The 18,805-nt window shown below is 55.4% G+C and carries 12 protein-coding genes and 8 pseudogenes; 14 read left to right on the top strand and 6 right to left on the bottom strand.

The window, feature by feature from the left end; all coding sequences use genetic code 11:
* Window positions 1–48 precede the first annotated feature (48 nt).
* From GM30_RS03720 to GM30_RS03710, 3 genes and pseudogenes are all read right to left on the bottom strand, one after another.
* Window positions 49–883: pseudogene (locus tag GM30_RS03720) on the bottom strand (2-hydroxy-3-oxopropionate reductase).
* 27 nt (window positions 884–910) lie between these two features.
* On the bottom strand, window positions 911–1,681 hold the full coding sequence (gene garL / locus GM30_RS03715; protein ID WP_049847544.1) for a 2-dehydro-3-deoxyglucarate aldolase: 771 nt from the start codon (window positions 1,679–1,681) through the stop codon (window positions 911–913).
* A 16-nt stretch (window positions 1,682–1,697) separates the two neighbouring features.
* Window positions 1,698–3,032 carry an MFS transporter gene (locus tag GM30_RS03710; protein WP_049847538.1) on the bottom strand — a complete coding sequence of 445 codons (1,335 nt, stop codon included), beginning with the start codon at window positions 3,030–3,032 and terminating at the stop codon, window positions 1,698–1,700.
* Between the two features lie 390 nt (window positions 3,033–3,422).
* On the opposite strand from GM30_RS03710, the pseudogene garD reads away from it, so the two are divergent.
* Window positions 3,423–4,980, top strand: a pseudogene (gene garD / locus GM30_RS03705) (galactarate dehydratase).
* A gap of 47 nt (window positions 4,981–5,027) precedes the next feature.
* Here garD and GM30_RS03700 read toward each other — a convergent pair.
* Entirely contained in the window at window positions 5,028–5,837 is an 810-nt protein-coding gene (locus tag GM30_RS03700) for a DeoR family transcriptional regulator (RefSeq protein ID WP_049847537.1), read from the bottom strand.
* Between the two features lie 238 nt (window positions 5,838–6,075).
* Between GM30_RS03700 and kbaZ the strand changes: the two are divergent.
* From kbaZ to GM30_RS03640, 12 genes and pseudogenes are all read left to right on the top strand, one after another.
* Window positions 6,076–7,303, top strand: a pseudogene (gene kbaZ / locus GM30_RS03695) (tagatose-bisphosphate aldolase subunit KbaZ).
* A 19-nt stretch (window positions 7,304–7,322) separates the two neighbouring features.
* Window positions 7,323–7,796 carry a PTS N-acetylgalactosamine transporter subunit IIB gene (agaV, locus tag GM30_RS03690; RefSeq protein ID WP_049847536.1) on the top strand — a complete coding sequence of 158 codons (474 nt, stop codon included), beginning with the start codon at window positions 7,323–7,325 and terminating at the stop codon, window positions 7,794–7,796.
* Between the two features lie 10 nt (window positions 7,797–7,806).
* A complete protein-coding gene (gene agaW / locus GM30_RS03685; protein ID WP_049847535.1) occupies window positions 7,807–8,586 on the top strand; it encodes a PTS N-acetylgalactosamine transporter subunit IIC in 780 nt (259 codons plus the stop codon).
* Window positions 8,576–9,423, top strand: a pseudogene (gene agaE / locus GM30_RS03680) (PTS N-acetylgalactosamine transporter subunit IID). Before agaW ends, agaE begins: the two are co-directional and overlap by 11 nt.
* A gap of 16 nt (window positions 9,424–9,439) precedes the next feature.
* Window positions 9,440–9,866: pseudogene (agaF, locus tag GM30_RS03675) on the top strand (PTS galactosamine/N-acetylgalactosamine transporter subunit IIA).
* Window positions 9,863–10,996 carry an N-acetylglucosamine-6-phosphate deacetylase gene (gene nagA / locus GM30_RS03670; protein ID WP_049847534.1) on the top strand — a complete coding sequence of 378 codons (1,134 nt, stop codon included), beginning with the start codon at window positions 9,863–9,865 and terminating at the stop codon, window positions 10,994–10,996. The pseudogene agaF and the gene nagA overlap by 4 nt, the downstream one beginning before the upstream one ends.
* A gap of 297 nt (window positions 10,997–11,293) precedes the next feature.
* Window positions 11,294–12,448, top strand: a complete 1,155-nt coding sequence (locus GM30_RS03665) for an SIS domain-containing protein (protein ID WP_049847533.1) — start codon at window positions 11,294–11,296, stop codon at window positions 12,446–12,448.
* Window positions 12,449–12,461: 13 nt separating this feature from the next.
* Window positions 12,462–13,188, top strand: a pseudogene (locus tag GM30_RS03660) (ketose-bisphosphate aldolase).
* A gap of 173 nt (window positions 13,189–13,361) precedes the next feature.
* A complete protein-coding gene (gene agaB / locus GM30_RS03655; protein ID WP_049847532.1) occupies window positions 13,362–13,838 on the top strand; it encodes a PTS galactosamine transporter subunit IIB in 477 nt (158 codons plus the stop codon).
* A gap of 51 nt (window positions 13,839–13,889) precedes the next feature.
* Complete coding sequence (agaC, locus tag GM30_RS03650; RefSeq protein WP_049847531.1) at window positions 13,890–14,699, top strand: PTS galactosamine transporter subunit IIC; 810 nt, start codon at window positions 13,890–13,892, stop codon at window positions 14,697–14,699.
* Window positions 14,689–15,480, top strand: a complete 792-nt coding sequence (agaD, locus tag GM30_RS03645) for a PTS galactosamine transporter subunit IID (protein WP_049847530.1) — start codon at window positions 14,689–14,691, stop codon at window positions 15,478–15,480. Before agaC ends, agaD begins: the two co-directional genes overlap by 11 nt.
* A complete protein-coding gene (locus GM30_RS03640) occupies window positions 15,481–16,203 on the top strand; it encodes a galactosamine-6-phosphate isomerase (RefSeq protein WP_049847529.1) in 723 nt (240 codons plus the stop codon).
* Between the two features lie 29 nt (window positions 16,204–16,232).
* On the opposite strand, the gene GM30_RS03635 is transcribed toward GM30_RS03640, so the two are convergent.
* Complete coding sequence (locus GM30_RS03635) at window positions 16,233–17,225, bottom strand: Fic family protein (protein ID WP_049847528.1); 993 nt, start codon at window positions 17,223–17,225, stop codon at window positions 16,233–16,235.
* A 19-nt stretch (window positions 17,226–17,244) separates the two neighbouring features.
* Window positions 17,245–17,946: pseudogene (rsmI, locus tag GM30_RS03630) on the bottom strand (16S rRNA (cytidine(1402)-2'-O)-methyltransferase); the annotation flags it as partial.
* 64 nt (window positions 17,947–18,010) lie between these two features.
* Here rsmI and GM30_RS03625 point away from each other — a divergent pair.
* Window positions 18,011–18,805, top strand: a pseudogene (locus GM30_RS03625) (penicillin-binding protein activator); the annotation flags it as partial.

Below are 18,805 nucleotides of genomic sequence, written 5' to 3'. Positions count from 1 at the left end.
GACCTGGCTGCTGGCCCGGTAAATGCTGCCTTACCGGGCCTGTCGCGGTTAGCGAGTGATTTCCACTTTAGCCAGTTTTTCGTAGTAGCACGCCAGCGCGCTGTGGTCGGCAGTGCCCAGACCATCGGCACGCAGCGCCTGCATCATTTCCATGACGGCGGCGGTCAGCGGCAGCTGTGCGCCCACACCGTGTGAAGTGTCCAGCGCATTCGACAGATCTTTAATATGCAGATCGATACGGAAGCCCGGCTTGAAGTTGCGATCCATCACCATCGGCGCTTTTGCATCCAGCACGGTGCTGCCTGCCAGTCCGCCGCGAATAGCCTGATAAACCAGATCCGGATTAACGCCTGCTTTTGTGGCGAGGCTCAGCGCTTCCGACATCGCCGCGATGTTCAGCGCCACGATGACCTGGTTTGCCAGTTTGGTGACGTTGCCCGCGCCGATATCGCCGGTATGCACAACCGAACCGGCCATCGCTTTCATCAGGTCGTAATACTTATCAAAAANCGCCGCTGACCGGCGCATCGAGCATCTCCACGCCTTTTGCTTTCAATGCTTCGCTGATTTCACGGCTCGCCAGCGGCGCGATGGAACTCATGTCGATCAGTACAGTGCCCGGGCGCGCGCCGTCGATGATGCCGTTTTCACCCAGCGCAACCTCTTTCACGTGCGGGGAGTTCGGCAGCATAGTGATGATCACATCACACTGTTCAGCAATGGCTTTTGGCGTGGCGGCGGTTTCCGCCCCGGCGGCAATCACGTCTGCGATAGCGTCGGCATTACGGTCGGAGACCACCAGCGAGTAACCTGCTTTCAGGAGGTTTTTGCTCATGGGTTTTCCCATGATACCAAGGCCAATAAAACCCACTTTCGTCGTCATAACTGTCTCTCTCTGTTCTGTCGGTGGTTATTTTTTGAAGGCATCTGCCAACTTTTGCGTCGCGGAGCGGAACACACCTAAATCACTGCCCACGGCCACAAAGGTGGCGCCCCATTCCAGATAACGGCGCGCGTCGGCATCAACCGGCGCCAGAATGCCGGACGGTTTCCCGTGCGCTTTGGCACGCGCGAAAATGTGCTGAATGCACTTCTGCACGTCCGGGTGTGAGGCGTTGCCGAGATGGCCTAACGCTGCGGCTAAATCGCTCGGACCAACGAAAATACCGTCTACGCCTGGCGTGGCCGCGATGGCGTCAACATTGTCGACGCCGGTCTGGCTTTCAATCTGTACCAGCACCGTGATGTTGCGGTTTGACTGTGCGAAGTAGTCCGCCACGGTGCCAAACATGTTGGCGCGGTGGGAGACAGACACGCCGCGGATACCTTCCGGCGGATAGCGGGTCGATGCCACAGCACGCACCGCTTCTTCTTCGGTTTCCACAAACGGGATCAGGAAGTTATAGAAACCGATATCCAGTAAACGCTTGATAATCACCGGTTCGTTGGTCGGTACGCGGACCACCGGCGCGCTGCTGCTGCCTTTCAGCGCCATCAGCTGCGGAATAAAAGTAGTGACATCGTTAGGGGCGTGCTCGCCATCCAGAACCAGCCAGTCAAAGCCCGCCAGGCCCAGCACCTCGGTGCTGATGGGGTTCGCCAGCGCAGACCAGCAGCCAATCTGTACCTGCTGTGCCGCCAGCGCCGCTTTGAATTTGTTCGGGAAGATATCGTTATTCATCATCTGTACCTTTTGCTTATTCCTGCAATTCCATACGTTTAATGTCGCCCACCACGAACAGGTAGCAGACCATCGCCATCAGGGCAGAACAGCCGACGAAGACCAGCGCCATGTTGAACGAGTGCAGTTCACTCACCAGATAGCCAATCACCAGCGGCGTGACGATAGACGCGACATTACCAAATACGTTAAACACGCCGCCGCACAGACCGACAATCTCTTTCGGCGCGGTATCGGAAATCACCGGCCAGCCCAGCGCGCCAAAGCCTTTACCGAAAAAAGCCAGCGCCATCAGGGTCACTACCAGCGTGGTATTATCGGTGTAGTTACACAGAATAATCGTTGATGCCAACAGCATTCCCAGCACAATCGGCAGCTTACGGGCCAGGGTCAGGGAAGCGCCGCGCTTAAGCAGGTAATCCGAGAACACGCCGCCCAACACGCCACCGGCAAAACCGCACAGCGCCGGGATGGAGGCGACAAAGCCCACTTTGAGAATCGACATGCCCTTTTCCTGCACCAGGTAAATCGGGAACCAGGTGAGGAAGAACCAGGTAATGGTGTTGATAAAGTACTGGCCGAAGAACACGCCCAGCATCATGCGATTGGTCAGCAACTGGCGAATGTAGTCCAGCTTCGGCCCTTTTGCCGCGCTGGTGCCCGGTTTTTTGTGGTCCATATCCACCACGGCGCCGCCTTCAGAGATGAATTTCAGCTCGTTTTCGGACATCCGCGGGTGTTCGGTCGGGTTATGGATAAACTTCACCCACAACGCGGTCAGCACAAAACCAATCACGCCCATGACGGTAAAGACATGTTCCCAGCCCCAGGCAAAGGTCAGCCAGCCCAGCAACGGTGAGAAGATGGCGAGGGAAAAATATTGTGCTGAGTTAAAAATCGCTGAGGCAGTACCGCGCTCTTTGGTCGGGAACCAGGCCGCAACAATACGGGCGTTGGCCGGGAACGACGGCGCTTCGGAAAAACCAAGCATAAAGCGCATGCAGAACATGGAGATAGCAGCCCACGCCAGCGGGAACATATCCACAAAGCCCTGCAGGAAGGTGAACAGCGACCAGAAAAAGAGGCTCCAGGTGTAAACCTTTTTCGAACCAAATTTATCCAGCAGCCAGCCGCCGGGGATCTGCATCAGCAGATACGCCCAGCCAAACGCGGAAAAGATGTAACCCATTGAAACCGCGCTGAGCTGTAATTCTTTCGCCACGTCCGTACCGGCAATCGACAGGGTGGCGCGATCCGCATAGTTAACCGCCGTCACAATAAAGATAATCAGCAATATGAGATAACGGGTCGGCATGCCTTTTTTAGAATCTATTTCTGTATCAAGCATCATTTATTTATCCTCGGGTACAACACACCTTTTTATTATTTATGTATTACCAGGGTGCGGCTTTGCAGATTATTTATCGATAGCAGGTAATATCTACGTGTAAAACAAAACCATTAAATCGTGATTCAGTATAATCAGCGTTCCACCGATACACATTGTGCATGTACACAATAAACACATCTATTCAGAACGCGATTTATGGCAACTGCACACACCCGTGGGCGCTGTTCCACAGATCCAGTGATTGCCCGCCTTGTGGGGCATGGCGTCACAATAATAGGTGATCGAGATCACACTATTAGCCTTCAACTCCTGACATTCTTATTTTAAAAATACAGAGCCGTTATTTTTAGACATTATATTATCTACCGCTTCGCTGGAGAATACTGGACAATGGCTGATATTGAAATTCGACAAACGCCACCCACAGCGTTTTATATAAAAGTACATGACACCGATAATGTGGCAATTATTGTCAATGACAATGGTCTGAAAGCAGGCACCCGGTTTTCAGATGGTCTGGAATTGATTGAACATATTCCACAAGGGCATAAAGTCGCCCTTGTCGATATTCCCCAGCACGGTGAAATCGTTCGCTACGGTGAAATCATTGGCTATGCCGTTCGTGCCATCGCGCAAGGCAGCTGGATTGACGAATCGCTGGTCGAACTGCCGAAAGCGCCGCCGCTGAACACCCTTCCGCTGGCGACCCGCGTGCCGGAACCGCTGCCGCCGCTGGAAGGCTTCACATTTGAAGGCTATCGCAATGCCGATGGCAGCGTGGGGACCAAAAACCTGCTCGGCATTACCACCAGCGTGCACTGCGTGGCGGGCGTCGTGGATTACGTGGTGAAAATCATCGAGCGCGATTTACTGCCAAAATACCCGAACGTGGACGGCGTCGTCGGCCTGAATCACCTGTACGGCTGCGGCGTCGCCATCAACGCGCCTGCGGCGGTGGTGCCGATTCGCACCATCCATAACATCGCGCTCAATCCCAATTTTGGTGGCGAAGTGATGGTGATTGGCCTGGGGTGTGAAAAGCTGCAGCCGGAACGCCTGTTGCAGGGTACAGAAGACGTTCAGCCCATTCCCGTGGATGACGCCAGCATTGTGCGTTTGCAGGATGAACAGCACGTCGGATTTCAGTCAATGGTCACCGACATTCTGCAGGTCGCGGAACGCCANCCAGCGCCAGCGCGAACCCTGCCCGGCCTCAGAACTGGTGGTGGGAATGCAGTGTGGCGGCAGCGACGCGTTTTCCGGCGTCACCGCCAACCCGGCGGTGGGTTATGCCTCCGATCTGCTGGTTCGCTGTGGCGCCACGGTGATGTTCTCAGAAGTCACCGAAGTGCGCGATGCCATCCATCTGCTGACGCCGCGCGCCGTTAACGAAGAGGTCGGCAAACGCCTGCTCGAAGAGATGGCCTGGTACGATAACTATCTCGATATGGGGCAAACCGACCGCAGCGCCAACCCCTCACCCGGCAACAAAAAAGGCGGGCTGGCGAACGTGGTGGAAAAAGCGCTGGGCTCTATCGCGAAATCCGGCAAAAGCGCCATCGTTGAAGTACTGTCTCCAGGGCAGCGCCCGACAAAACGCGGCCTGATTTATGCCGCCACACCGGCCAGCGACTTCGTCTGCGGTACTCAGCAGGTGGCGTCAGGGATCACCGTTCAGGTATTCACTACCGGTCGCGGCACGCCTTACGGCCTGATGGCGGTGCCCGTCATCAAAATGGCGACGCGCACCGAACTGGCAAACCGCTGGTATGATTTGATGGACATTAATGCTGGCACCATCGCTACCGGCGAAGAAACCATTGAGGATGTGGGCTGGAAGCTGTTCCACTTTATTCTCGACGTGGCAAGTGGCCGCAAGAAAACCTTTTCGGATCAGTGGGGCCTGCACAACCAACTGGCGGTGTTTAACCCGGCGCCAGTGACCTGATCACTATGCATTGCCGGGTGGCGCTTCGCTTACCCGGCCTGCTTTGATTACTCCCGCACCAACACCACTTCGATGCCCACCCGCTGTAACTCTTTCAGGCTTTCCGCCGGAACGCCATCGTCAGTGATGACCATGTCGATGCGTTGCGTATCGATGATCTTATGCAGACTGGAACGGTTGAACTTGCTGGAGTCGGTGATCACAATGATCCGATCGGCCACTTCGCACATACGGCGGTTCAACCGCGCTTCATCTTCGTTATGGGTGCTCACGCCGCGCTCAATATCAATGGCGTCGACGCCAAGAAACAGCATGTCGAAGTGATAATTAAGCAACGACTGCTCCGCCTGGTCGCCATAGAAAGAGAGCGACTGCCGGCGCAGATGCCCGCCGGTCATTAACAGCTCCACCCCTTCCGCCTCCAGCAGCGCCGTCGCGACGTTCATGCCGTTAGTCATGGCGATGACGTTCTGATGATGGCGCATGATGCGGGCGAGTTCATAGGTGGTGGTCCCGGAGTCAAGGATCACCCGATGCCCCGGCTGGATCAGCTCCGCCGCGGCGCTGGCGATACGGCGTTTGAGTGCCGTATTCAGCGAGCTTTTATCCTCAACGGACGGTTCAATACCCGACGTCGTGCTGTCACAAATCAGCGCGCCACCGTACGCGCGAACCGCAATGCCTTGCCTTTCCAAAAACGCCAGATCGTTACGGATCGTCACCGTCGATACGCCGAACAGCGCAGAAAGATCGTTCACCTGAACGCTTCCTTGCTGCCGCAATCGCTGGATGATCTGTTCGCGCCTTTCACTGGTCCCGGTGATTCGCTTATCTGCGGAAGAATCGGTGCTGCTCATAAATGATCCTTGGTTCGTATCTTTCGTTTCATTTCGTTTTGCCTATTAACTCCTTTCCTTTGAAGGAATGCAAGCCCTGAAATGCGGTTTCAGAGGGATTTCCGCCGTGCTGAAAGCTTTCATTATGTTTCTTTTGTGAAACAGATCGGAAAATCAGTATCTTTCGTTTTATTTTTATGGATCGCTGACGCAGTATTAAATGAAACAAAACGAAAGATAAATGCCGAACCCATCCTAAATGGAGAGGAAAGTGAAACATCTAACCGACATGGTGGAACAGCACAAACGCGGTAACGCAAATGGCATTTATGCCGTTTGTTCAGCACATCCTTTGGTGCTGGAATCCGCAATACGCTTNCATGCCCCCCGCCGATTTTCGCGATTTCGTCTGCCGCCTGGCCGACCAGCTTCATTTCCCCCAGTCCATGCTGATCCTTGGCGGTGACCATCTCGGGCCTAACCGCTGGCAGACATTGCCTTCCGCTGAGGCGATGGCCCATGCGGACGATTTGATCAAAAGCTACGTCGCTGCAGGCTTTAAGAAAATCCACCTCGATTGCAGCATGTCCTGCGCCGACGACCCGATTCCGTTAACAGATGCTATCGTCGCCGCACGCGCCGCCCGGCTGGCGAAAATCGCCGAAGACACCTGCCGCGAACATTTTGGCGAGTCCGACCTCGTGTATGTGATCGGCACCGAAGTGCCCGTCCCTGGCGGTGCCCACGAAACGCTGACTGAACTGGCCGTGACAACGCCGAAAGCGGCACAGGACACGTTACAGGCTCATCAGGACGCCTTCGCCGCGCAGGGTCTGAGCGACATCTGGCCGCGCATCATCGCGCTGGTAGTGCAACCGGGCGTCGAATTTGACCATACCAACGTTATTGATTACCAGCCACAGAAAGCCGTTGCGCTGAGCAAAATGGTGGAAGCGTACGACACGCTGATCTTCGAAGCGCACTCTACGGATTACCAGACGCCGCACGCGCTGCGCGAGCTGGTGGTGGATCACTTCGCCATTCTGAAAGTCGGCCCGGCGCTGACCTTTGCGCTGCGTGAAGCGCTGTTCTCGCTGGCTGCCGTGGAAGAAGAGCTGTTACCGGCAAAAGCCTGCTCCGGCTTACGCCACGTGCTGGAAAACGTGATGCTCGATCGTCCCGAATACTGGCAAAGCCACTACCACGGCGACGGCAACGCCCGCCGTCTGGCGCGGGGCTACAGCTATTCCGACCGCGTTCGTTACTACTGGCCGGACAAACAAATCGATAACGCCTTTGATAGCCTGGTGCGCAACCTGGCCGATGATCCTATTCCGCTGCCGCTGATTAGCCAGTATCTGCCCTTACAGTACGCCAAAGTGCGCGAAGGCACGCTGAAGGCCACGCCGCGGGAACTCATTATCGATCACATTCAGGACATCCTGCGTCAGTACCACGACGCCTGTCAGCGCCGTCATAACGCATAACAACGAAGAGGGAAACGCAATGCCAAACATCGTCTTAAGCCGTATTGATGAGCGTTTGATTCACGGTCAGGTGGGCGTGCAATGGGTTGGATTTGCTGGCGCAAACCTGGTGTTAGTCGCCAACGACGAGGTTGCGGAAGATCCTGTTCAGCAAAACTTGATGGAAATGGTACTGGCTGAGGGGATCGCCGTCCGTTTCTGGACGCTGCAGAAAGTGATCGACAACATTCACCGCGCCGCCGATCGCCAGAAGATCCTGCTGGTCTGCAAGACACCTGCGGATTTCCTCACGCTGGTTAAGGGTGGCGTGCCGATCACACGGATCAACGTCGGCAACATGCATTACGCCAATGGCAAGCAACAAATTGCTAAAACGGTTTCTGTCGACGCCACAGACATTGCCGCGCTGAACGGCCTGAAGGCTGCCGGTGTGGAGTGCTTTGTGCAGGGCGTTCCGACAGAACCCGCTGTAGATATTTTTAAACTTCTCTGAGGGATTCGCGATGGAAATCAGTCTGTTACAGGCTTTTTCTCTGGGCATACTCGCCTTTATCGCTGGACTGGACATGTTCAACGGCTTAACGCACATGCACCGTCCGGTGGTGTTAGGTCCGCTGGTGGGTCTGATCCTGGGCGATCTGCATACCGGTATTTTGACAGGCGGTACGCTGGAACTGGTATGGATGGGCCTTGCGCCGCTGGCCGGGGCGCAACCGCCTAACGTCATTATCGGTACCATCGTCGGTACCACCTTTGCCATCACCACCGGCGTTAAACCTGAAGTGGCCGTTGGCGTCGCCGTACCGTTCGCAGTGGCCGTACAAATGGGGATCACCTTCCTGTTCTCGGTGATGTCCGGGGTGATGTCACGCTGCGACCGCATGGCCGCCAATGCCGATACCCGTGGGATCGAGCGCGTAAACTATCTGGCGCTGCTGGCGCTCGGTATCTTCTATTTTCTCTGTGCGTTCCTGCCCATCTACTTCGGTGCGGAACATGCCAAAGCCGCCATTGATGTGCTGCCGCAGCGTCTGATTGACGGTCTCGGCGTCGCCGGGGGCATCATGCCCGCCATCGGTTTTGCCGTGCTGCTGAAAATCATGATGAAGAACGTCTACATCCCGTACTTCATCGTCGGTTTTGTCGCCGCCGCCTGGTTGAAACTGCCGGTGCTGGCGATTGCCGCCGCCGCGCTGGCGATGGCGCTGATCGATCTCCTGCGTAAAGACCCGGAACCTAAAGTGTCTCAGCCACAGAAAGAGGAATTTGAAGATGGCATCTAATCAAACCACCCTGCCAGGCGCCTCCGCTCAGGACGAGACGCTGCTGGCTGGCGTAAACGAAAATATCTATGAAGATCAGTCCATCGGTGAAGAACTGACCAAAAAAGATATTAACCGGGTGGCATGGCGTTCGATGCTACTCCAGGCGTCCTTTAACTATGAACGTATGCAGGCCTCCGGCTGGCTGTACGGCCTGCTGCCCGCGCTGAAAAAAATCCATACTAACAAGCGCGATCTCGCCCGGGCGATGAAAGGCCACATGGGGTTCTTTAACACCCATCCGTTCCTCGTCACCTTCGTGATCGGCATTATCCTGGCGATGGAACGCTCCAAGCAGGATGTGAACAGTATTCAGAACACCAAAATCGCCGTCGGCGCACCGNGACGCTGCTGCCGATTTGCGGCGGTATTGGCGCAAGCCTGGCGTTGCAGGGCTCGATTCTCGGCGCGGTGATTTTCCTGCTGCTGTTCAACGTGGTGCATCTGGGTCTGCGTTTTGGTCTGGCGCATTACGCGTACCGCATGGGTGTCGCGGCGATACCGTTGATCAAAGCAAACACCAAAAAAGTGGGGCATGCTGCGTCTATCGTCGGGATGACGGTGATTGGCGCGCTGGTCGCCACCTACGTACGGCTGAACACAACGCTGGAAATTACCGCCGGTGATGCCGTCGTCAAACTGCAGACGGACGTTATCGATAAGCTGATGCCGGCGTTTCTGCCGTTGGTGTATACGCTGACCATGTACGCGCTGGTGCGTCGTGGATGGAGCCCACTGCGTCTTATTGTTATCACCGTCATACTGGGTATTGTCGGTAAGTTTGCCCACTTCCTGTAAGTGAAAAGGAGTCATGATGATAGGCATTATTCTTTGCGGTCACGGCGGGTTTGCCAGCGGTCTGGAAAAGGCCATGAAGCAAATCCTCGGCAGTCAGCCGCAATTCATCGCCGTTGATTTTCCGGAAACCTCCAGTACGGCGTTGCTGACGTCGCAGCTGGAAGGCGCAATGGGCGATCTCGATCCGAATGAAGAGATTGTTTTCCTGACCGATCTGCTTGGCGGTACCCCGTTCCGCGTCGCGTCTACGCTGGCGATGCAAAGAACGGGTTGTGAAGTGATCACAGGGACCAACCTGCAGTTGCTGCTGGAAATGGCGCTGGAGCGCGACGAGCTGAGCGCTGAAGAGTTTCGTATNNGAAAGCGGCCATCGCGGCCTTACCAGCCTGGCCGATGAACTGAGCCGTAGCCGTGAGGAAACGCCTGACGAGGGAGGCATATGAGCCTTGTGCTACGCGCCAGACGGCTGCTGAGCGAACAGGGTTGGCTTGACGATCATCAACTCCACATCGAGGACGGCGTAATCACTGAGATTGCGCCGATCCCGGCTGGCGTCAACGCGCGTGACGCTGAGTTGCTCTGTCCGGCGTATATCGACATCCACGTCCACGGCGGCGCAGGTGTTGATGTCATGGATGACGCGCCGCAGACGCTGGATGTGCTGGCGATGCATAAAGCGCGTGAAGGGGTGGGTGCCTGGTGCCCCACCACCGTCACCGCACCGCTGGACGCCATTCATGCCGCGCTGACACGCATCGCGGAACGCTGCCAGCGCGGCGGGCCGGGCGCGCAAATTCTGGGAAGCTATCTTGAAGGTCCTTACTTCACGCCGCAGAACAAAGGCGCCCATCCGCCGGAATTATTCCGCGAACTGGACATTGCCGAGCTGGATACGCTGATTGCGCTCTCGCAGGGGTCTTTGCGCGTGGTAGCGCTGGCACCGGAAAAACCAGGGGCGCTGGAGGCCATCAAGCACCTTAAGCAGCGTGGCGTTCGGGTGATGCTCGGGCACAGCGCCGCGACCTGGGCGCAGACCCTCGCCGCATTCGATGCGGGTGCCGATGGGTTAGTGCACTGTTTTAACGGCATGACGGGGTTACATCACCGCGAGCCGGGCATGGTCGGCGCAGGGCTGACCGACAACCGCGCCCGGCTTGAGCTTATCGCCGATGGTCATCATGTCCATCCTGCGGCGATGCAGCTCTGCGCCCACTGTGCCGGGGATCGGATTATTTTAATCACCGACGCCATGCGCGCGGCAGGCATGCCAGACGGGCGTTACGACATTTGCGGCTACGACGTGGAGATGCACGACGGCATTGTGCGCACCGCTTCTGGCGGACTTGCCGGAAGCACCCTCTCCCTGGATGTCGCGGTACAAAACATGGTGCAGAAGGTGGGCGTCAGCCCGGAAGCGGCCATTGCAATGGCGTCGCTGCACCCGGCAAAACTGCTTGGCGTTGGCGAGCTACTGGGATCGATCCGTCCCGGCAAGCGCGCCAGCCTGATTGCGCTCAACAATGCGCTGCATGTGCAGCAAACCTGGGTTCAAGGCCTGGCTATTCCCCTATAGCCCTTTCAGTGTGTGTCACTTTAGCCTGCAACGTCTCCATTGCGGGCTTTTTTTTCCTTTCTTTCACGGAAAAACGATCCACCCCGGGCAAAATAAAAACGTTTATTTATCAAAATGAAACCTTTCATAGCCCCCTCTGCGATCACATTTTTCGTTTTATTTTCTTTTCACACATTGAACTTTCGTTTTCTTTTTTGTAGATTTCAATTAGTAGATTCTGCAATTAAGTGAAACGAAACGAAAGTAAATGGCAGGTGCCGATTCGTCTTCAGCTTTCACCCGACTAAGGATTGAGTTATGCCTGATACCAACACGCCTTCTCTCGCGAACACCGGAACCTGGACTGAAAAAGAGATCCGCCAACAGCCCGTCGCCTGGATCCGTTCGCTCGCCCATATCGACAGCATTCGTCGGGCGATCGACAACTTCCTGACGCCGCTGCTGCGCAAAGACGATCTGCAAATTGTCCTCACCGGCGCGGGAACCTCGGCATTTATTGGCGATATTATTACGCCGTGGCTGTCGCGCCACACCGGGAAAAACTTTAGCGCCGTTCCAACGACCGATCTGGTCACCAACCCGATGGACTATTTCAAAGCGGATAAGCCACTGCTGCTGGTGTCGTTCGCCCGCTCCGGGAACAGCCCGGAGAGCGTAGCGGCGGTGGATCTGGCGAATCAGTTCGTGCCGGAAAGCTACCATCTGATGATTACCTGTAACGAAGCAGGCAGCCTCTACCAGAACGCACAGCACAGCGATAACGCCTTTGCCCTGCTGATGCCTGCGGAAACGCACGATCGCGGTTTCGCGATGACCAGCAGCATCACCACCATGATGGCCAGCTGCCTCGCAGTATTCGCGCCGGAAATCATTAACAGCCGCACCTTCAAAGACGTTGCCGATCGCAGCCAGGCGATCCTCGACTCGCTGGGCGATTTCAGCCGCGGCGTGTTTGGTCAACAGCCGTGGAAACGCATCGTGTATCTCGGCAGCGGCGGTCTGCAGGGTGTGGCGCGGGAATCTGCGCTGAAAGTGCTGGAACTGACAGCCGGTAAGCTGGCGGCGTTTTATGACTCGCCGACCGGGTTCCGTCACGGGCCGAAATCGCTGGTCGACAAAGAAACACTGGTGATCGTGCTGGTCTCAAGCCATCCGTACACCCGCCAGTACGATCTCGACCTGCTGGCCGAGCTGCGCCGCGACGGACAGGCGATGCAGGTGGTAGCGATTGCCGCTGACACCGACGCCGTCATCCAGGATGGTCCGCACATTACGCTGCCACCTGCACGCACCTTTATCGACGTCGAACAGGTTTTCTGTTTCCTGATGTACGCCCAGGTCTTTGCCCTGACAGAATCCATCAGGATCGGCAATACGCCTGATACCCCTTCCGCCAGCGGAACGGTGAACCGTGTGGTTCAGGGCGTCGTTATTCATCCATGGGTTGCCTGAGAGGATTGAAAAAATGGGTATTATTTCAACGAAGTATCTTCTTCAGGATGCGCAGGCGAAAGGCTATGCCGTCCCGGCTTTCAACATTCATAACGCCGAAACCATCCAGGCGATCCTTGAAGTCTGCTACGAAATGCGTTCCCCGGTGATCCTCGCCGGGACGCCGGGCACCTATAAACACATCGCGTTTGAAGAGATTTTTGCGCTCTGTGAAGCCTACTCTGCCAGCTTTGACATGCCGCTGGCGCTGCACCTCGATCATCANNCGACGTTAGCCATTTCCCGTTTGATGAAAACGTGAAACTGGTGAAATCGGTGGTGGATTTTTGCCATCGCCATGACTGCAGCGTGGAAGCCGAACTGGGCCGTCTTGGCGGCGTTGAAGATGATATGGACGTTGACGAAGAGAGCGCGTTCCTCACCGATCCGCAGGACGCCCGCCGCTTTGTCGAAGAGACCGGCGTGGACAGCCTGGCCGTCGCCATCGGTACCGCGCACGGTTTGTACACCAAACGGCCGAAGATTGATTTTGCGCGGCTGGAAAAAATTCGCGCGGTGGTCGATGTGCCGCTGGTGCTTCACGGTGCGAGCGATGTGCCGGACGAATTTGTCCGTCGCGCCATCGAGCTTGGGGTCTGCAAAGTTAANGTATGGAAGCCATGAAAGAGGTGGTCAGAAACAAAATTACCGTTTGTGGCTCGATGAATAAGCTGACCGCGGACAGCGTCACAACATTATAAAAAAATATAGAACTAACACAGAATTTGATTGCATCAGACAGCCTGATGCAATCAATGTGAAAAATAACAGATGCTGTCTGTTATCAGCAAGAAAATGAATCAGGACGATGTTTTCTAAACTCTCATAGAGGATGGGCATAAACGATATTCACGTTATTACAGGAATTCATGATATGAGCAGTCCAAATATATTATTAACACGTATTGATAATCGTCTGGTTCATGGTCAGGTCGGTGTGACCTGGACAACCGCCATTGGCGCAAACCTGGTTGTGGTTGTGGATGATGACGTGGCGAAAGATGAAATGCAGCAGAAACTGATGAGCTTTACCGCCGAAAATTACGGCTTCGGCATCCGCTTCTTCAGCATTGAAAAAACGACCAACGTCATCGCTAAGGCCGCGCCACATCAGAAGATTTTTCTTATTTGCCGCACGCCAGCCACCGTCAGAAAACTGCTGGAAGGGGGGGTGCCGCTGAAAGATGTGAACGTGGGGAATATGCACTTTTCGGAAGGTAAAAAACAGATTAGCAGCAAAGTCTATGTCGACGAAAGCGATCTGAATGACCTGCGCTTTATTAAAAGCAACGGGGTAAATGTGTTTATTCAGGACGTCCCTGGTGATGCTAAAGAGGGCATTCCTGACTAACAACGCTGTCTCGATAAATTTTCAGGCAATATAACGACACGAGGCAATAAAATGCATGAAATTACGCTTATTCAAGGCATATCGCTTGCCGCTCTTGTATTTGTTCTAGGGATCGATTTCTGGCTGGAAGCACTTTTTCTTTTCCGTCCCATTATCGTTTGTACCCTCACGGGTGCGATTCTGGGTGATATTCACATCGGTTTAATTACCGGGGGTCTGACCGAACTGGCTTTCGCAGGGTTAACCCCTGCGGGCGGGGTTCAGCCACCTAACCCGATTATGGCGGGGGTAATGACTACCGTCATTGCCTGGTCTACCGGCGTCGATGCAAAAACGGCGATCGGCTTAGGCCTCCCCTTCAGCCTGTTAATGCAGTACGTCATTCTGTTCTTCTACTCGGCGTTCTCGCTGTTCATGAACAAAGCCGACAGATGCGCCAAAGAGGCTAACACCGCCGCCTTTGCGCGTCTGAACTGGACGACGACGCTGATTGTCGCGTTTTCGTATTCCATCATTGCTTTCCTTTGTACCTATCTCGCACAGGGTGCCATGCAGGCGCTGGTGAAATCGATGCCAGCCTGGCTGACGCACGGGTTTGAAGTCGCGGGCGGCATTCTGCCAGCGGTTGGTTTTGGTCTGTTGCTGCGTGTGATGTTTAAAGCACAGTACATCCCTTACTTCATCGCCGGTTTCCTGTTTGTTTGCTACATCCAGGTCAGCAACCTGCTGCCTGTCGCCGTGTTAGGGGCGGGTTTCGCGGTGTACGAATACTTCAACGCGAAAGCCAAAGCGAAAGAAAGTGCGCAGGCTCAGCCTGTTGCCGCTAAAAATGACGAAGAGGACTACAGCAATGGGATCTGAAATCAGTAAAAAAGATATCACTCGCTTAGGGTTTCGCTCCTCATTGCTCCAGGCGAGTTTTAACTACGAACGTATGCAGGCGGGCGGTTTCACCTGGGCGATGCTGCCGCTGCTGAAAAAAATCTACAAAAACGACAAAGCCGGGCTCAGCGCGGCGATGAAGGATAACCTGGAGTTTATCAACACCCACCCGAACCTGGTGGGCTTCCTGATGGGCCTGCTGATCTCCATGGAAGAGAAAGGCGAAAACCGTAGTACCATCAAAGGGTTGAAAGTCGCACTCTTTGGTCCGATCGCCGGTATCGGTGATGCGATTTTCTGGTTCACCCTGTTGCCTATCATGGCGGGTATCTGTTCGTCCTTTGCCAGCCAGGGCAACCTGCTGGGGCCGATTCTGTTCTTCGCCGTCTACCTCGCGATCTTCTTCCTGCGCGTGGGCTGGACGCACGTCGGCTATACGGTGGGGATCAAAGCCATCGACAAGGTGCGAGAAAACTCGCAGATGATTGCCCGTTCGGCGACGATCCTCGGGATTACGGTTATCGGCGGGCTGATCGCGTCGTATGTTCATATTAACGTCGTGACGACTTTCGCCATCGACGCCACCCACAACGTTGCGCTTCAGCAGGACTTCTTCGACAAGGTGTTCCCGAACATACTGCCGATGGGCTACACGCTGCTGATGTACTACCTGCTGCGGGTGAAAAAAGCGCACCCGGTTGTGCTGATCGCCGTGACGTTTGTTCTCGCTATTCTGGGTTCGGCGCTGGGAGTGCTCTAAATGAAAGACATCGCCTTCGCCTCGTTTGCTGATTACCACGCGCTGAGTGAAGCGGCCTGCGCCAGGCTTCTCGCCCTTGTTCGCCGCAAACCTGACGCGGTTATCTGTCTGGCGACGGGGGCGACGCCTTTGCTCACCTATCAGCTGTTTGTTCAGGCGGTGAAGGCGCAGCGGCTGGATGTCAGCCAGCTGACCTTCGTCAAGCTGGATGAGTGGGTTGGATTGCCCGCAGAGGCCGACGGCACCTGCGAGGCCTTCCTCCAACAACACATTATTCAACCGCTCGGTATCACCGATGAGCAGTACATTGCCTTCAACGGTGAAACGGCGGATGAATGCGAATGTGTGCGCATCGTCGACAGAATTGTGCACCGCGGTGGGCTGGATTTGTGCCTGCTGGGCCTTGGTAAGAACGGTCATCTTGGTCTTAACGAACCGGCGGCATTTTTGCAGCCGTCATGCCATATCGCGCAGCTTGATAACCAGACGCGCCAGCATGACATGATTAAGCACGCTGGTTTACCCGTTGAGCACGGCATCACGCTGGGTTTGCGGGATATTCTGGCGGCAAAAGAGGTGTTATTCCTGGTGGCGGGCGACGGCAAACAGCGCGCATTTTCCGCCTTTTGCGAAGGAAAGGTCACCACTGAACTTCCCGCGTCGCTGCTGTGGCTGCATCCTGATGTCACCTGTCTGTACGACGGTTCGCTGTACGACTGTTAAGACAATAAAGGGCATCGAGGTGATGCCCTTTATTTTATCTGCCAGTAGCCACCTTTATTTGCGCCGACACGTTGCAGTTTTTCTTTGCGTTGTAGCGCTTTCAGGTGGCGTTCGACAGTGCGGGAAGCTACACCCAGCGTCGCGGCTATTTTTGCGGCGCTCAATAAAGGGTTATCCGCAAGCAGATTCAGGATGGTAGATTCCTGTTCGGTTAAATAGCGATTTTTTTTCTCCGACATTTGTTCCGACACTTCTTCCGACAGATCATCGATCCCATCTTTTAACGCGGAGATAATATTCGACAACATAAACTCGACAAAGGCCGTGCTGTCGCTGATCTTGTCGCACTCTCCTAACACCTGGTAATAGCGTTCCTGCTGATGGTGAATGAGTGTTTCGACCGGCAACCAGGCCAGTTCTGGCCGCCACTCGCTTAAGATCAGCGTTTGCCATAGACGCCCCATGCGCCCGTTACTATCAGCAAAGGGATGAATAAACTCAAACTCATAGTGAAAAACAGAGCTTGCCACCAGCGGGTGCAAATCCGTTTCCTGCAACCAGTTCAGTAAATCGCCCATCAAACGTAGAACCTGCGAAGCCGGGGGAGCCATATGAATAAGCTGACTCTCGCGATAAATCCCGACGTTGCCGCTGCGCAGAGCGCCGGGGGTGTCTACCAGCCCAATCATGAGGGTCTTGTGCGCTTCCAGCAGATCTGCCAGCTGATGACTCTGCCAGTCATCCATTTTTTCGTAGGCAATGATCGCGTTTCTGACTTCCTGAATATCCTTGAGCGGAGCAAGCACGCGCTTGCCCTCCATAATGGCGGTGACCTGTTCGGTACTAAGGCTGTTGTGCTCAATCGCCAGGGAAGCCTGGATAGTGCGAATGCGGTTTTCTTTACGTAATAACGGCGAGGCCCGGCCAGCACGCGCGGCCCAATGCCCCAGCAATTCGCCAGTCTCAGCCACCTGACTGAGCATCTGGTTGGTAATGGTAAACGGTGGCTGATAGCGGCTCATACGCGATTACTCCTGCTGCTCCAGTGCGTACTAGCACCATTTCACCCTTACGGCGGTTTTCGTCTTCTTTTACCCACGCCAACAGTTCGCCGATGGGCGCGCCGTGAATGGACTCCCAGGTTTTGGTCAGCTCACGCGCCAGCACCACGTAGCGGGATTCGCCAAGCACTGCGCAGACATCTTCCAGGCTCTCCAGCAGGCGGTGCGTGGACTCATAAAAAATCAGCGTGCGCGGCTCTTCTTCCAGCGCTTTCAACGCGTCGCGACGTCCTTTGGATTTGGCAGGCAGAAAACCTTCATAGCAGAAGCGATCCGACGGCAGACCGGCGGCGCTCAGGGCGGCGATCGCGGCGCACGGCCCCGGCAACGGCACTACGCGAATACCGGCTTCCCGGCAGGTTCGCACCAGGTGATAGCCCGGATCGTTAATCAGCGGCGTACCGGCATCGGAAACCAGCGCGATGTTCTGCCCTTCCTGCAGTTTCGCCAGCAGCGTTTCCGCTTTTTGCTGCTCGTTATGGTCATGGAGGGCGAACAAACGGGCGTTGATGGCAAAGTGCTGCAACAGCAAACCGGTGTGACGGGTGTCTTCTGCGGCGATAAGATCGACGTCCTGCAACACGGTCAGCGCACGCTGGGTGATATCGGCCAGATTCCCGATGGGCGTGGGGACAATATAGAGCTGACCGTGAGAATTATCTGCGGAATCGTGTTGTTTCATTGTTTCGTCCGTATAGCCGATTTAATATTGAGCATTGCGTATAAAAATAACCACTGGATACAGTATGGTACCGTCTACTTTTCTTCGTTCGAAAGCCGCGCGCTGTCTGCCTCTTGTTGTGGCTGCGTTATTTTTCGCCGGCTGTGGCACCCAGTCTACGGACCAGAGCACGGCTCACCTTCAGGGGGCGGCCCAGGCTGACTCGGGTTACTATCTGCAGCAGATGCAACAAAGCGCTGATGATAGCAAGACCAACTGGCAATTACTCGCCATTCGTGCATTGCTCAAAGAGGGCAAAAGCCAGCAGGCGAGCGAATTGTTTGGTCAGTTGCCGCAGGATCTGAGCGCTGACCAGCGTCAGGAGCAGTCGTTGCTGGCCATCGAGATGAAACTGGCGCAGAAAGATTTCGCGGGCGCGCAGGCGCTGCTGGCGAAAATCGATGTCTCCAGCCTCGAAGAGGCGCAGCAGGCGNNAGGATAATATCACTGCGCAGCAAGGAAGACCGTCGATCACGCTGCTGCGTGCGCTGATTGCCCAGCAGCCGCTGCTGGCGTCCTCGCAGGACAAGCAAAAGAACATTGATGCCACCTGGCAGACGCTCTCCTCAATGACGCAGGAGCAGGCGAACGCGCTGGTCATTAATGCGGATGAAAACGTCCTGCAGGGCTGGCTGGATCTGCAACGCGTGTGGTTTGATAACCGCAACGATGCGAACATGATGAAAGCGGGCATTAAAGACTGGCAGACCCGCTACCCGCAAAACCCGGGCGCGAAAATGCTGCCGTCCCAGTTGGTGAACGTGCAGAATTTCAAACCAGCGTCGGCGAACAAAATTGCGCTGATGCTGCCGCTGAACGG

This window comes from Trabulsiella odontotermitis (assembly GCF_001188485.1).
Taxonomy (GTDB): Bacteria; Pseudomonadota; Gammaproteobacteria; order Enterobacterales; family Enterobacteriaceae; genus Trabulsiella; species Trabulsiella odontotermitis_A.
Note: the sequence above shows the minus strand (reverse complement) of the source record. Positions and strands in the feature narration are given on the sequence as shown.

Excerpts from the sequence above, each read along its gene's own strand:
- agaD (WP_049847530.1), top strand. The coding sequence starts at position 14,689 with ATGGGATCTGAAATCAGTAAAAAAGATATCACTCGCTTAGGGTTTCGC.
- nagA (WP_049847534.1), top strand. The coding sequence starts at position 9,863 with ATGAGCCTTGTGCTACGCGCCAGACGGCTGCTGAGCGAACAGGGTTGG.
- agaB (WP_049847532.1), top strand. The coding sequence starts at position 13,362 with ATGAGCAGTCCAAATATATTATTAACACGTATTGATAATCGTCTGGTT.
- agaV (WP_049847536.1), top strand. The coding sequence starts at position 7,323 with ATGCCAAACATCGTCTTAAGCCGTATTGATGAGCGTTTGATTCACGGT.
- GM30_RS03665 (WP_049847533.1), top strand. The coding sequence starts at position 11,294 with ATGCCTGATACCAACACGCCTTCTCTCGCGAACACCGGAACCTGGACT.
- GM30_RS03635 (WP_049847528.1), bottom strand. The coding sequence starts at position 17,225 with ATGAGCCGCTATCAGCCACCGTTTACCATTACCAACCAGATGCTCAGT.
- garL (WP_049847544.1), bottom strand. The coding sequence starts at position 1,681 with ATGAATAACGATATCTTCCCGAACAAATTCAAAGCGGCGCTGGCGGCA.
- agaC (WP_049847531.1), top strand. The coding sequence starts at position 13,890 with ATGCATGAAATTACGCTTATTCAAGGCATATCGCTTGCCGCTCTTGTA.
- GM30_RS03710 (WP_049847538.1), bottom strand. The coding sequence starts at position 3,032 with ATGATGCTTGATACAGAAATAGATTCTAAAAAAGGCATGCCGACCCGT.
- agaW (WP_049847535.1), top strand. The coding sequence starts at position 7,807 with ATGGAAATCAGTCTGTTACAGGCTTTTTCTCTGGGCATACTCGCCTTT.
- GM30_RS03640 (WP_049847529.1), top strand. The coding sequence starts at position 15,481 with ATGAAAGACATCGCCTTCGCCTCGTTTGCTGATTACCACGCGCTGAGT.
- GM30_RS03700 (WP_049847537.1), bottom strand. The coding sequence starts at position 5,837 with ATGAGCAGCACCGATTCTTCCGCAGATAAGCGAATCACCGGGACCAGT.